Here is a 13,722-nt window from a genome sequence, read left to right on the forward strand (position 1 = left end):
TTCTATGTTGTGGTAGTTTGCTGCAAACGATGACGAGCCATGGTGGCGGCCATGCGAATTGCGGCTTTCATGTTAGCGGCATCGGCGATATTTTTACCGGCGATGTCGAAGGCGGTGCCGTGGTCGACCGAGGTACGGATGATGGGAATCCCGAGGGACATATTGACTGTGGCCTCAAAGTCGAGGAGCTTCATAGGAATGTGCCCCTGGTCGTGATACATGGCCACAACAAGATCATGAGAGCCACGCGCGGCACGAAAGAAGATGGTGTCCGGAGCGACGGGGCCTTCGCAGTCGATGCCTCTGGCGCGGCAGGCTTCGACCGCAGGTTGAATAAACTGCGCGTCTTCGTTGCCGAAGAGCCCGTGCTCGCCAGCATGAGGATTGAGACCGCAGACGGCGATGCGAGGGTGCGATTTGCCGAGAAGCTTCATCGCTTCGTTGCCAAGCTCGATAGTGCGGATGATGCGTTCGGTGTTGAGATTGCAGGCTTCGCGCAGTGCGATGTGGGTGGAGACATGGACGACGCTGAGGTGCTGACCTGCGAGCAGCATGCGAGAGTCGCTGTTGCCGCAAAGTTCGGCGATGTATTCGGTATGACCGGAGAAGGGAATGCCGTTCAGGGTAACAGCCTCTTTATTAAGTGGCGCAGTGGCCATTGCGTCGGCCTCGCCGTGAAGACACATGAGCGTCGCGTCATGGACGTAGCGCATAGCGGCAGCACCGTATTCGGCGCGCAGTTCACCCGGCTGGACGACGGCATCGGCGGGCAGGGTAGCGAGGTCACGGAACTCGACAGGGAGTGCGTCCATGCGAACCCCGGTGCAGCGCTCGGCTGGAACAAGCGCGGGACGGTCGCCGAGGACAATGAAGCGAGCAAGGCCACTGATCTCGGAATCTGCCAGTGCTTTGAGTGCGACTTCAGCGCCGACACCGGCAGGGTCGCCGAGCGTGATGACGACTGTGGGATGGAGCGGGTTCGACATGGATTGCGTGCGGTTCAAACGTGTACCTCTTGAGATTTGGACGCGAAGCTTTGGGAGATGCAGTAGAGCAGGTCGGGAGAGCCGAAGCCGCCGCTCTTTAATATGACAGGTACGCCATCGAAGGCTCCGCCCACTGCGGTGCCTGCGGGAACGCCGGGAGCGATCTCGTGAGTCAGAAGAAGAGTCTCAATGCCGAGGACGCGGCAAAGCTGCGAGGCGGTCTCACCGCCGGTCATAAAGAGGCAGCCTATGGATTGAGGAGTGAGATGTTTTAACGCGTCTCGGATCTCGCTCTCAGTGGTTTCGCTGCGAATAGGCAGCAGAAGATCGGCAATTGGAGACGGCGTGGAGAGCGTCGAGTGTTCCGAGATGCCAGTGGCGCGTTTAAGGTGATCTACCTGTGCGGTTGTGACGGCGTGGGGGCTGCCGATGAAGAAGACTACAGGCCCAGTCCGCCGGAATTGAGTACGCGGCTCCTGAGATGCAGGCAGCGTACTTGCGATCGCATGAGCGAGACCACCGGAGCCTATCCAGAGAACACGCTTTTGCAGAGACTTTGCGGCATGTACCAACTTGATGAGGTCGGCCTGTTCGACTGCATCGCAGAGAAAGACGGGGCGAGTCTGGCCTAGCTGCTGGTTGAGCCGGGCAGCGATAGCGTCGATGGAGAGGCTCGCCGGAAGCTGGTGTGGCCGATGGTCGGCGAGCATGTCGAGCAGAGAGAGCGTTCGTCTGCCGCAGACATCATCAATCATGAGGTTGCCATTGATGACGGTGCGGCTAAGCGCAGGGTAGGCAGGGCAGATGACAGCGAAGTCGAAGGAGAAGGAGCGAAGCGCAGAAGCGATTTCGACAACGGTGTTGCCTCGAAAGACGGAGTCTACCTTTTTAAAGACCTCGATATCTTCAGGTAGAGACTCTGCGATCCGGCTGATCCGGCGAGCAGCCTCCGAGGGCGGCAACTCGCGGGACTCGGTAGTGATGGCCCAGGTGGTCTTTGCAGGATTAGGAGGAGCGTCGGATAAATGGGATAAATAGATACGGATGCTGTCGTATGCGACGGCGAAGGGGGCAGCGGCATCGCAGGCGCCGGTAAGATCGTCAGCGATGATGGCGAGAGGACGGAGATTCGAGCCTGCCGATCTGCCAACCGGTTCAGGACCCTGCTGATTTGCGTCCTTGCCGCTTAGCATTCCCAAGTGTCTCCCTATGTGATGAGTGATTCTTTCAAATGAATGGAAATCATGGCAAGACAATTTTCGGATTTGTGTACAAAATGGAAGTAATCAGTTGGCAAGCAAGCCAAAGAAAGAGCCAATTAAGGAGTAACCAGACGTGGAAGAGGTCTTGATGAAGCCTGTTTTGAAGCATATAGCGAATCTTTGGACGTTGACGGAGCATCCTACAGCGGAAAATGAATGGACGTTGGACAAGAAGCTCGATGCAATCCGCGATGCGGGATTTGATGGCGTCTGTTGGGCGCCGAGCCGCGAACTGTGGGAGGGAGCGAAACGGCGAGGGCTGATCTTTGTGGGGGGGATGGCGTCCGGGGATGCGGGTGCTTTTCCCGAGATTGTGCAGGACCTGAAGCGCTTCGGTGCGTTACATGTAAATGTTCAGCTTGCAAGCGACGAGATGCTAACCCCGCAAGCGTTGGAGCTGACGCTGGCGCTGATGGCCGAGGCAAAACGGGAGGGCTTACTCCCCGCGATTGAGACACATCGAGGAACTTGCACCGAGACTCCCGAGAAGATGTACGCGCTGGCTGACGCGTATGAGCGAGCAACCGGCGAGCCGCTGCCGATCTCCTGGGATTTTTCGCACTTTGCAGTCGTCAAACACCTTGTGCCGGAGAACTTTGTAGAGCGGCTGCTGGTTCGGCCGGAGCTGGTGCAGAATGCACAGCAGTTTCACTTCCGCCCGTTCAACGGGCATCACGTCCAGGTTCCGATTACGAACAGTAGAGGCGAGCTAACGCAGGAGGTTCTGAACTGGATACCGTTTGCCGAGGCCGTGCTGGAGTGCTGGCTCGCCGGAAATCCTGAAGGCGGCCGAGAGATCTTCATCTGTCCGGAGCTTGGGCCAGTAGAAGGCGGATATGCGCTCTCCACGTTCCCCAATAGCTGGGAGGACGCGAAGGTACTGCGTGCGGAGATCGAGAAGATGTGGCAGCGAGTCTTAGAGCGAAGCTAAAGATTGTGTCGCCTCTGATACTCGGCCGGAGAGCATCCGGCGAGTTGACGAAAGACGCGATGGAACTGTGGATAGCTGCCGAAGCCTGCTTCGAAGGCGGCTTCGAGAAGAGTAGGTGCGTGGCCGGTCTGGCGCTGCGCGTCGTATTGCTCGAGAAAGCGCTGCATGCGTTGCCGGTTGCGAAAGTCAACGATAGAGAGGCCTGTCTGCTGCTTGAAGAGGCGGCTGAGGCGTGCGGGGCTAAGCCCGACACGATGGGCCAGATCGTCGAGGTTATGCGCTGCGGAGTTATGCAGAATCAGATGCGCTGCGCGCTCGACGGCGGGATGAATATTGCGTGCAGAGACCTCTCCAGCGCTCTGGAAGCACTTCCAGCTGTGAAGCAGAGCATAGGCCAGCCCCGCATTGAGCAGCCCTGGTTCAGCGGTGGCCGTGGAAAGGTTGCTGAAGATCTCTTCGAAGTGAGCGATGTCCTGTTGTTTGAGACGACGGCAGGCGTCGGCAGCCAACGATTTCTGCAGAAGCGAGCGTGAGGCAGCATCGGTAGCATGGCGCTTGATGGCGCGGCGTTTGAAGACGACGATCCACATCTGGAAGTCGGGAGTCTGTTCAATCAGCACGTGTTCCTGTGCAGGAAAGAGCCAGAGAAGATCGCCACGACGAATCTGGTAACGGAGGTTATTGAGTAGATAAGTCCCGGTGCCTCGGGTGACGAGGTTCAGCTCGAGCTCGGCGTGGTGGTGACGCCGGTTGGCCCCCGCAGGGTTGGCATAGCGCCAGGCCATGCCGTCGAGTTTGGGAGGAAGATTGAGGCGCTGCAACATGGCGACAAAAAATGATAACAAGTTGGACGGAAATGAGAAGCCATTCGTTAGGGCGATGGGCTAAAGTTTCAGGCATGAAGATTACTGACCAGCAGCGTGAACTCTACCGTACTGAAGGCTACATGATCCTGCCGGGCGTGATTCCGCCGGCGATGCTTGAGATGCTGCGTGAAGAATGCTCCTACTACCTGGGCTACTACGACTCGATTATGGACGCGAAGGGTGTTCAGACCGAGAACATCAGCCACCGAGGAAAGCGATACTTCATCAACAACCGCTACAGGCTGAGCAATCGGCTATGGCAATTCATCTTTAGTGATCTGATGGCAGAGGTGGCGCGCGCCACTGTAGGCGATGAGGCTTATCTGTTCCACGAACAGTGGGTAGTGAAAGGCGCGGAGCAGGGAATGAAGTTTGCCTGGCACCAGGATAGCGGCTACGTAAAATGGTATAACCCGACCACGGAGCACAAGCCTTATGTGACCTGCTGGTGCACGCTCGATGACGTCAGCGAAGAGAATGGAACCGTGTACCTGCTGCCACACTCGCGTGGCGGCACGAAGTCCAGGATCATTAACCATACAAAGGAAGATGGAACGAATGACCTGATCGGCTATACCGGCAGCGACCCCGGCGATCCTGTGATTGTGCCTGCGGGCAGCATTGTGGCGTTCGATAGCTTTGTATTTCACCGCAGTGGGCCCAACCAGACGGAGCGCATGCGGCGCATCTATCTGCCGCAATACAGTGCAAAGCCCATCGATCGTCCGGATGGAAAGCCTTGGGCGATGGCCACGCCATTTCTGAAGGATGGAAAGAACATCTATAGCCATGCTGAAGATGCGGCAGAGCGGTTCGGGCCTTTTCCGGAGACAAAAAAAGAGAGCGTTGCCTAAAGTAGCTTGGCGATGGTCTGATGCAGTAGGCTGCGGCAGCGCGGCTGGCAGCCTACTGCTCTTTGCGCTTCAGGTAAGAGAGATGTCGGTTGGGCATTAGCGGAACGATTCACAAAAAGTACAGGATCCGATGAGCAAAAGAGCGCTTACAACGCGGCTTAGCTATATGTCGAGCGAAGTCGCGGGCCAGTTGATCTTCTGCGTCATCTCGTTTTATCTGCTGAAGTTTTATACCGACGTCTACGGGATCCCTGTGGTCGCGGCCGGATCGATTCTGTTGGTCGCACGCTGTGTGGACGCGCTGGATGCGCCGTTATGGGGCATCGTCTTTGAGAAGACGCATAGCCGTTGGGGAAAAAGTAGACCCTGGTTTCTCTGGCTGTGCGTACCGTTTGCTCTGGCAGGGGCGTTGATGTTCATCACGCCGAACTTTGGGCCGACGGCAAAGATTATCTACGCAGCTGTTACCTATATGGCCTGCAGCATTCTGTACACGGGCATCAATACGCCAGTGACTGCGATCCTTTCATCACTCACACCCGATTCGCATGAGCGACTGGTGCTGACTAGCTACAGAATGGTTGGGTCGAAACTCGGCGTACTCTTTGTGAACCTTACGGTGCTATGGCTGGTAATGCGGTTGGGGCATGGCAACGATCGCAAGGGATTTGTATTCGTGATGCTGCTATATGCGATCGGGAGTGTCGTGCTGTATCTGACAGCATTTCGTAATCTGCGCGAGACGGTGGCAGACGACAGAAAGCGGCTATCGGTGAAGCAGAGCCTTTGTGCGCTGAAGGGCAATGCCCCATGGTTGATCATCTTTCTGAGCAGCTTGTTTTTCTGGATCGCCTTTATTGCCCGCATCTCTGCCGCGCCATTTTTCTTTCAATATGTGATGCATCGTACGGACCTGGTTTCGGTGGCGAATAGCTTCGATCTGATTTCACTGGCGAGTATTCTTTTGCTGCCACAGTTCTGTCGCATGGTGTCCAAGCGCACGGTTTGGGTATTGGGACTGGTGACCTCTGCCCTCGCGCAGCTTGTAGTAGCTGTGGGCGTTCGGAGCCATTGTGTCGAGATTGTGATGACAGGTTGGGCGCTGGGTTTTCTGGTGAGCGGGGTTGCGATGGCAATGCCGTTTTCGCTGCTCTCCGATAGCGTCGACTATGGGGAGTGGAAGAGTGGCGTTCGTGCCGCAGGCTTGCTCACGGCGATCGGTGCGGCGTTCTGTCTGAAGGCTGGAAGCGGATTGGGAGGAGCGCTGCCTGCCTGGATACTGTCCGCATTCGCATACGTGCCGAACGTGGCGCAAAGTGCGCGTTCGATTCAAGGAATTGTGATCAGTTGTGTCTGGCTGCCAGCCGTTGCTTATGTGATTGCGGCGGTGCCTGTGATGTTTTATTACCGCTACGAGCGCCTGGAACCTAGTATTCGCCACGAATTGGAAGAGCGCAGAAGAGCAACAGCGATAATGAGCAGCAGCATTTAAGTGCGAGTGGACAGAGAATGTTTCAGATAGAAAAACAGGCAGAGGCGATCGTTTTTCAGCGTGCTGGGCAGCGCCTACGCGTCGTTTTTGCAGCTGCTGGGATTGCACGAATTACCTATACCGAGCACAGAGACTTTGCTGATCATCCAAGCCGAATCGTAGTAACCGCGAGCGAACGCATCGCATTCGATCTGCGTGAATATACAGAGAAATGGGTTATCGAGAGCTCCGGTTTAGTAGTCCACGTCAGCAAAAAGGCTGGAGCGCTCTCCTTCTTTACTCCAGGGGGGAGGCTGCTGTTTCGTGAGCCGGAGCGAGGAGGAAAATGGCTCACGTCAAAGAAGGTTATAAAAAATGTGTTTGATAACTCCTCGGCTCTTCAGATGCAAAGCATCGACGGAGCAAGATCCTCAGCGACAAATTATGAGACGATCGTCGATCGCGAAGCCTTTGAAGCGAAACTGGAGTTTGTATTTTCAGAAGGTGAAGCACTGTTTGGTCTCGGCTCCCATGAGGAGGGCTACAGCAATCTGCGCGGACGCTCGCGGGAGTTGTATCAGCAGAATATGAAGGCCGTTGTGCCTCATCTGGTCTCGACGCGAGGTTATGGCGTGCTCATGGACTGTTGCTCGTTGATGACGTTTCATGATGATGCATTGGGATCATACTGGTGGGCCGATGTCGTGGAGGAGCTGGATTATTACGTAATCGCCGGTGAAGACTTTGATGAGGTGATGCGCGGCTATCGCAAGCTCACCGGCGTTACTCCACTGCCGCCTAAGTGGGCGTTTGGGTATGTGCAGTCAAAGGAGCGCTACGTTACCGCCGAGGAGATGCTGCAGGTGGTTGAGGAGCATCGTCGTCGAGAGGTGCCGCTCGATTGCATCGTGCTTGATTGGAAGTCATGGCCGAACGACGCTGGATGGGGACAGAAATCATTCGATCCGATCAGATTTCCGGATGCCGCTGGCTTTACTCGTAAGCTGCATGAGCTTGGTGCGAGACTGATGGTTTCGATCTGGCCGATCATGACTGGCGGTTGCAAGAATCAACGCGAATTGATTGGCAAGGGACTAATGCTCGGTAATCAAGCTACCTACGATGCCTTTCGTGCTGAAGCCCGCACATGCTATTGGGAGCAGGCCCGACGCGGCCTGTTCTCAAATGGTGTGGATGCCTGGTGGTGTGACTGTACGGAACCCTTCGAAGCGGACTGGTCGGGTGCGGTGAAGCCGGAGCCTCATCTGCGGCTGGCGATCAATACCCAGGAGTCGAAGCTCTATCTGGATGCGGGAGAGATCAATGCTTACTCACTGCTGCACTCGCAGGGCATCTATGAAGGACAGCGTCGTACCGAAAGCGCGAAGCGTGTATTGAACCTTACGCGATCCTCTTATGCAGGACAGCATCGCTACGGAACATTTACGTGGAACGGCGATGTGTGCGCCACATGGGAGACGTTGCGACGGTGCATTCCCGAGGGAGTAAATTTCTGCGCCACCGGTGAGGCTTATTGGACCGTCGATGCAGGTGGATTCTTTGTTGACAACAAGCCGGAGCTTTGGTTCTGGCGTGGAGAGTATCCGGGCGGATGCCGCGGATTGACGGCAATGGATGCACTCGAACCGGACCCGAAAGACTCTGGCTCGACGGATAAGGGATTCTGGGAGTTATACACGCGGTGGTTGCAGTATGCGGCGTTTCTTCCGATGATGCGATCGCACGGCACTGATGTCGCCCGTGAGATATGGCGCTTCGGAGACGCAGGTTCGATCTTCTACGATGCAATTGCGGCGTGTATCCGTCTACGATACCGATTGATACCTTACCTCTACTCGATGGCGGCGGCTATCACGTTTGACGGCACAGCGATGGTAAGAGCACTGGCATTGGAGTTCCCGAAAGATGCTCAGACCCACAACATTATGGATGAGTACATGTTTGGCCGTTCGCTCATGGTCTGCCCGGTTGTCTGTCCGATGTACTTTGGGCCAGGATCGCAACCTCTGGCTGAAGAGCCGAAGACACGACCAGTCTATCTTCCTGAAGGAGCAAGTTGGTTTGACTTCTGGAACGGAGCAATCTACGAAGGTGGTCAAACTATTGTTGTCGGTAGTCCCATTGATCGGATACCGCTGTTCGCGCGCGCCGGCTCGATTCTTCCGATGACAGAAGTGATGCAATATACCGATGAGGTGCGCGATGCTCCATATGAGATACATGTTTACACAGGTGCAGATGCGCAGTTTGATCTCTACGAAGATGCGGGAGACGGTTACGGATATGAGCGCGGAGAGCACGCATTTATTCGCATGCGATGGCATCAACGTCAGGCAGAGCTTGTAATCAAGAAACGAGAAGGCAGCTTTGCTGGCATGATGGAGGGACGGAATTACCGCATTGTGTTCTTTGGGCCGGAAGGCCGTTACGAGCGCGCGCTACGTTACACCGGTGAAGAAGTGCGGGTGCAGTTGGGCGAAAGGGAAAATTGATGCGTCGGCTTTTATTGATGACCGTACTGCTGGGCACTACAGGATGGCACGCTGTTGCCGCAAAGAATGACGCCGATGCTGTGGTCATCGCAGTCTCGCCAAAGGGCGACGATGCATCCGATGGAAGTGTGGCGCACCCATTTCGCACCTTGCAGCGGGCGCAGGCCGCAGTGCGGCAGGTGAATAGCGCGCACGATGTTGTCGTTCAGATCGCTGATGGTATTTATCGTGTTGAACACCCGCTGCTGTTTCGCACACAGGATGGCGGCCAGAACGAACATAAAGTTGAATGGCGAGCAGCCGAAGGAGCGCATCCGATCATCAGCGGTGCAATGCGTGTTGAGGGTTGGCAGATGTGGGACGCTACCCGCAAGATTTATGTGGCCGATGTTCCTGTAGGCATCGATACACGTCAGTTGTGGGTGAATGATCAGATGGAGCCGATGGCGTCGATGGAGTTACGACGTAGCGACTGGACATTTACCAGGCAGGGCATGGTGCTCAGAGCCGGTATAGCCAACCCTCTTGAGAAGCTCAAAGATGAGCATCGTCTCGAGCTGCGGGCTACAGGCTTCTTTACTGCGCGAGTGTCGCCGGTGGAGCGTGTCGAGAGTGAACGGCTCGTGATGCGGCAACCAGCATGGGATAACAATTTGTGGGGCTATGACACGGTGGAGAAGCCATTCCACCCAGAGCTTTCGCACCTCTATCTAACCAACGCGCCGCAACTGATCTCGAAGCCCGGAGATTGGTTTCTCGATCCCGAGAAAGGAAAGCTTTACCTGTTGCCGCCAAAGGGCACTGATATCGCCACCATGGACGTAGAGCTACCGCGAGTTGCTGCACTCGTCTCAATTAGTGGCACGTTGAGTGAGCCGATTCAAAATCTGGCGTTTCGAGGAATTCAGTTCTCTTATACGAGTTGGACTGGTCCCTCGGGCAACGAAGGATATGCGAGTCAACAGAGCGGCTCATATCTGGCAGGCATCGCAGAGGCTTATCCTGCCGACCCCATCAAGACCTGCGCGCAGGGATGCACGGCGTTTGAGAGCATGCGCAACGAGTGGCATCAGATGCCCGCGGCAGTTCAGGTCTCTGCCGCACAACAGATTACCTTTGAGGGAGATGAGTTCTCGCATCTCGGTCAGTACGCGCTTGGGGTAGGGAATGACGACGACGCCACCCTCTCCGGCATCGGACTTGCGACAGGCGACATTGTGATCGAGGCCAATGTCTTCAAAGAAGACGCTGGCGGAGCAATCCTGGCCGGTGGAGTCCAGCGCGATGCGCATCACCCACGCGATCTGCACCAGATCAATCGTCAGCTCATCGTCCGCAGCAACCGAATCGAATCGGTGAGCAAGGATTACTCCGACAACAGCGCGATCCTGAGCACATATGATTTGGGTGCAGCGATTCTGCATAACGATATCTCCAACGTGCCGTACGATGCGATCGATATCGGCTATGGATGGGGGATCCAGGACCCCGGTGGTAATCCGAACTATCGTTTCCGCATGCACGGATACGACTGGAAGCAGAACCTTGTGTACGAAACGCCAACGACGCATCGGGATGTAATAGTCGCCAGCAATAGGATTCATGGAGCCAAAAAGTTATTCCACGATGGCGGCGCGATCTACAATCTCTCAGCCAGCCCCGGCACGTTGATTACGGAAAACTACATCTTCGACAACAATGCGCTGATCGGCCTCTACCTCGACGAAGGATCGCGCTACATCACGGTGCGCCGCAATGTCGTGCAGGATGCGGGGAGTGAGTGGTTGAACGTTAATACGGTGCATTCTGCCTATCCCATGCGCATCTCTCCCAACAACAGGGCTGTTAGCAATTGGCACGACGGAACAAAGATTGGCGGTCTGTGGACCAACTACCAGGACAACCTGATCGTCGACGACCACCTGATTACGGATGGAAAGTGGCCTGCGGACGCTCAGGAGGTAATGAAGAATGCCGGGATCGAGCCCGAGTTCGCGCCGATAGTGAATGCAATCGAGGCTGATGGGCAACGAACGAAAAACACTCGTTCGGCGGATAAATGATCTCGTACAAAGAGCGGCTACCTGCTATGCAGGCGATCCGGCGACGTGTCTGTATTCAGGAGTGAAGCCCAGTTCGCTTGCATAATTCAGGATGCGCTCAAAGTCGAGGTTGATCGTCGCTCCGGCCTTCTGGGTAACCTCATCTTCGATGGGAAGGTCAAAATCGTCCGCGCCAAATCGCAACCCATCGAGCGCTCGTTCATTTTGGGTAAGCACTGATGTTCGAATGCGCGGAATGTTGTCCAGATAAATTCTGCTCAGAGCGAGATGCCGCAGATACTCAGCGGTTGTAATCTCAATGCCGCCAATCTGTGTGAAGTAAGGCTTGAAGGTCCAGCAGAGAAAGCTGGCAAGGCCTCCGGTCTCATCCTGAAAATTACGAGTACGCTCCAGATGCTCAAGACGCTCATCCAGCGTCTCATCGAAGCCGATGACCATGGTTGCCGTCGTCTTCAAGCCAGCCTCCACGATCGCCCGCTGTGCCTGAAAGTATTCGGCAACGGTGTATTTGAACTTGGAATGGCGCGCGCGAAAGTCTTCGGTAAGAATCTCGGAGCCGCCACCGGTAATCCAGCGCACACCTGCTGCCTTCAGACGAGCGGCAGCTTCGGGAAGGCTTAGCTTTGCATGGTCTGCAAGGTAAAGAAATTCGGCAATAGTAAGCGCATAAAACTCAATGGAGTCGCCATAACGCTCTCGAATCGAAGCAAACAGGTCGCAGTAATAGTCAAGTGGAAGCTGAGGATTGAAGCCCCCGTTAAAAGCAGCAAGGTCTCCGCCAAGCGCGAGCAATTCATCCAGCTTTGCGAAGACCTCTTCCTGGCTCAGCACGTAACCGCCACTGGCACCCGGCAGTTTGTAGAAGGCGCAGTAGTCGCACTGAGCGACACAGACATTCGTGTAGTTGACGATGCGCATCACCATGTACGTGCAGGCATTCGGCGCATGGAACCGATTGCGGACCGTGCTCGCCAGTGAGCACAGATCGGAGTCGGAGGCATTCTTCCACAGCCAGCGAGCATCTTCGGCATCAATGCGAATGCCTTTGTCTACCTTGGCGGCAATCGCTGCAAGGCTGTTGTCAATCGCTACTGCGTTACCCATAACTTCATTGTATGGCCGTTGCGACAGAGGAGTGAACTGGCGGTAAATCGAACGGGATCGCGAAACTTTCAGCGCTAGGCTCACGTCAATGAATTCCAGTAAGGAACTATTTCCCAATTGCATATTGCGGGGTGTATAAATCTCTCGCGTAAATCTTCCGGCTGTCCGTCTCGTCACATCGAGCGCCCTTGAGTGTTCGATCGCAAAAAAGGAGCATTCCTGATGTATCGTTTTGCCCGTAATCTTCTGGCTGCCTTCACACTCACCGCGGTTATAGCCCCATTCGTACTGGCAGAAAATCTTCCCACTACGTGGGTCGATAAGGACACCGGCCATCGCGTCTTCCGTCTAACCAATGAACCCGGCTCGTCGGGCTTCTACTTCAACGTCAACGCCTATACCCCCGATGGTAAGGAGATGGTCTACAACGCTCCCGATGGAATCCACGTATTCGACCTGGCCACACGCACGTCCAAGCTGCTGGTTCCTAATCCGCCGCGTCCCGCAAATGCAGATGGAGCCAGCGCATTTCGCTCCGGAGTACATGCCATCGTCGTTGGCAAAAAGACGCCAAGCGTCTTCTTCTCGAAGTTTGATCCCGCGACCAAAACCAGCTCGGTCTACTCCGCGAATGTATACACCGGCGCAATCAAGAAGCTCGTAGCGCTGCCGCCTCGTGCAAGTGTGGTCACAGTCAACGCCGATGAGACCCTGGCCGCAGGCACCTATATTGAAGGCAAAGGCGAAGACTACGGAGAACATCGCGTGAACCCTTCGGGAGTGAAGCCCGGCTTTCTCGTTCAGCCGCAGAACAAGGGCGAGATGATGGAGAGACGACTCGCTGCGCATCTGCCACTGGTGCTATTCACCATCAACCTCCAGACAGGAAAGATGACCACGCTGCTGCACAGCACCGACTGGATCAACCATCTGCTCTTTTCGCCCAGCGACCCGACCCTGCTGATGTATTGCCACGAAGGCCCGTGGCAAAAGGTCGACCGCATCTGGATGATCCACACCGACGGCACGCACAATACGCTGATCCACAAACGCACCATGGCAATGGAGATCGCCGGTCACGAGTTCTGGGGACTTGATGGTCAGACGATCTGGTACGACTGGCAGTATCCCAAAGGTGAGGACTTCTTTCTCGCCGGCTACAACCTTGAGACACATAAGCGGACTGCCTTCCATATGCAGCGCAACGAGTGGTCGATTCACTTCAACCTTACCAAGGATCTCGACCTCTTCACCGGCGACGGTGGCGATCCAGGCCAAGTGGCCAAAGCCCCGGACGGAGAATGGATTGAGCTGTTCCATCCTCAGATGTTGAAGGTCGACGGCATCAACGAGCCGGACTTCTGGCAGCCCGGCGTCTTTCATGCCGAGCATCTCGTGAACATGTCCCATCACAACTATCGTCTCGAGCCGAATGTTCGCTTCTCTCCGGACAAGAAGATGGTGATCTTTACCAGCAACATGTTTGGCGACAGCTACGTGTTCGGTGTTGAGGTTGCTAAAGCTGTCAATCCACTGGCATCGGAGATTCACTCCACGCCGCGACTGGCAAAGAAGTTCAACCCCGTCGATCCAACGCCATTACACGCGTCGTCAGCGGCCCCCAGATAGTCTGGACTATCGAACTCCCCGATGCAGGACTGTTATGCCTCGG

The 13,722-nt window shown here is 55.6% G+C and carries 10 protein-coding genes; 6 read left to right on the forward strand and 4 right to left on the reverse strand.

What is annotated here, in order from left to right; genetic code table 11:
• Nucleotides 1-2: 2 nt before the first annotated feature.
• Nucleotides 3-1,004 carry a 4-hydroxythreonine-4-phosphate dehydrogenase PdxA gene (gene pdxA / locus IEW09_RS15055; protein WP_229739343.1) on the reverse strand — a complete coding sequence of 334 codons (1,002 nt, stop codon included), beginning with the start codon at nucleotides 1,002-1,004 and terminating at the stop codon, nucleotides 3-5.
• Entirely contained in the window at nucleotides 1,001-2,179 is a 1,179-nt protein-coding gene (locus IEW09_RS15060) for a four-carbon acid sugar kinase family protein (RefSeq protein ID WP_229739398.1), read from the reverse strand. The genes pdxA and IEW09_RS15060 overlap by 4 nt, the downstream gene beginning before the upstream one ends.
• Before the next feature lie 142 nt (nucleotides 2,180-2,321).
• Between IEW09_RS15060 and IEW09_RS15065 the strand changes: the two genes are divergently transcribed.
• Nucleotides 2,322-3,179, forward strand: coding sequence for a sugar phosphate isomerase/epimerase family protein (locus IEW09_RS15065; RefSeq protein WP_229739344.1), 858 nt, complete (start codon nucleotides 2,322-2,324; stop codon nucleotides 3,177-3,179).
• On the opposite strand, the gene IEW09_RS15070 is transcribed toward IEW09_RS15065, so the two are convergent.
• A complete protein-coding gene (locus tag IEW09_RS15070) occupies nucleotides 3,176-4,003 on the reverse strand; it encodes a helix-turn-helix domain-containing protein (RefSeq protein WP_188555009.1) in 828 nt (275 codons plus the stop codon). The genes IEW09_RS15065 and IEW09_RS15070 overlap by 4 nt on opposite strands.
• Before the next feature lie 74 nt (nucleotides 4,004-4,077).
• On the opposite strand from IEW09_RS15070, the gene IEW09_RS15075 reads away from it, so the two are divergent.
• The 4 genes from IEW09_RS15075 to IEW09_RS15090 all read left to right on the forward strand — a co-directional run bounded on the left by IEW09_RS15075 (nucleotide 4,078) and on the right by IEW09_RS15090 (nucleotide 10,946).
• Nucleotides 4,078-4,899 (forward strand): phytanoyl-CoA dioxygenase family protein, encoded by an 822-nt coding sequence (locus tag IEW09_RS15075; RefSeq protein ID WP_229739345.1) that lies wholly within the window; start codon nucleotides 4,078-4,080, stop codon nucleotides 4,897-4,899.
• Between the two features lie 130 nt (nucleotides 4,900-5,029).
• On the forward strand, nucleotides 5,030-6,391 hold the full coding sequence (locus IEW09_RS15080; RefSeq protein WP_188555011.1) for an MFS transporter: 1,362 nt from the start codon (nucleotides 5,030-5,032) through the stop codon (nucleotides 6,389-6,391).
• A 17-nt stretch (nucleotides 6,392-6,408) separates the two neighbouring features.
• Nucleotides 6,409-8,883 carry a glycoside hydrolase family 31 protein gene (locus tag IEW09_RS15085; protein ID WP_188555012.1) on the forward strand — a complete coding sequence of 825 codons (2,475 nt, stop codon included), beginning with the start codon at nucleotides 6,409-6,411 and terminating at the stop codon, nucleotides 8,881-8,883.
• Nucleotides 8,883-10,946, forward strand: a complete 2,064-nt coding sequence (locus IEW09_RS15090) for a right-handed parallel beta-helix repeat-containing protein (protein ID WP_188555013.1) — start codon at nucleotides 8,883-8,885, stop codon at nucleotides 10,944-10,946. The genes IEW09_RS15085 and IEW09_RS15090 overlap by 1 nt, the downstream gene beginning before the upstream one ends.
• A 24-nt stretch (nucleotides 10,947-10,970) precedes the next feature.
• Here IEW09_RS15090 and IEW09_RS15095 read toward each other — a convergent pair whose 3' ends face one another.
• On the reverse strand, nucleotides 10,971-12,050 hold the full coding sequence (locus IEW09_RS15095; RefSeq protein WP_188555014.1) for a radical SAM protein: 1,080 nt from the start codon (nucleotides 12,048-12,050) through the stop codon (nucleotides 10,971-10,973).
• 222 nt (nucleotides 12,051-12,272) lie between these two features.
• On the opposite strand from IEW09_RS15095, the gene IEW09_RS15100 reads away from it, so the two are divergent.
• On the forward strand, nucleotides 12,273-13,679 hold the full coding sequence (locus IEW09_RS15100) for an oligogalacturonate lyase family protein (RefSeq protein ID WP_188555015.1): 1,407 nt from the start codon (nucleotides 12,273-12,275) through the stop codon (nucleotides 13,677-13,679).
• Nucleotides 13,680-13,722: the final 43 nt, after the last annotated feature.

This window comes from Edaphobacter dinghuensis, from assembly GCF_014640335.1.
GTDB lineage: Bacteria > Acidobacteriota > Terriglobia > Terriglobales > Acidobacteriaceae > Edaphobacter > Edaphobacter dinghuensis.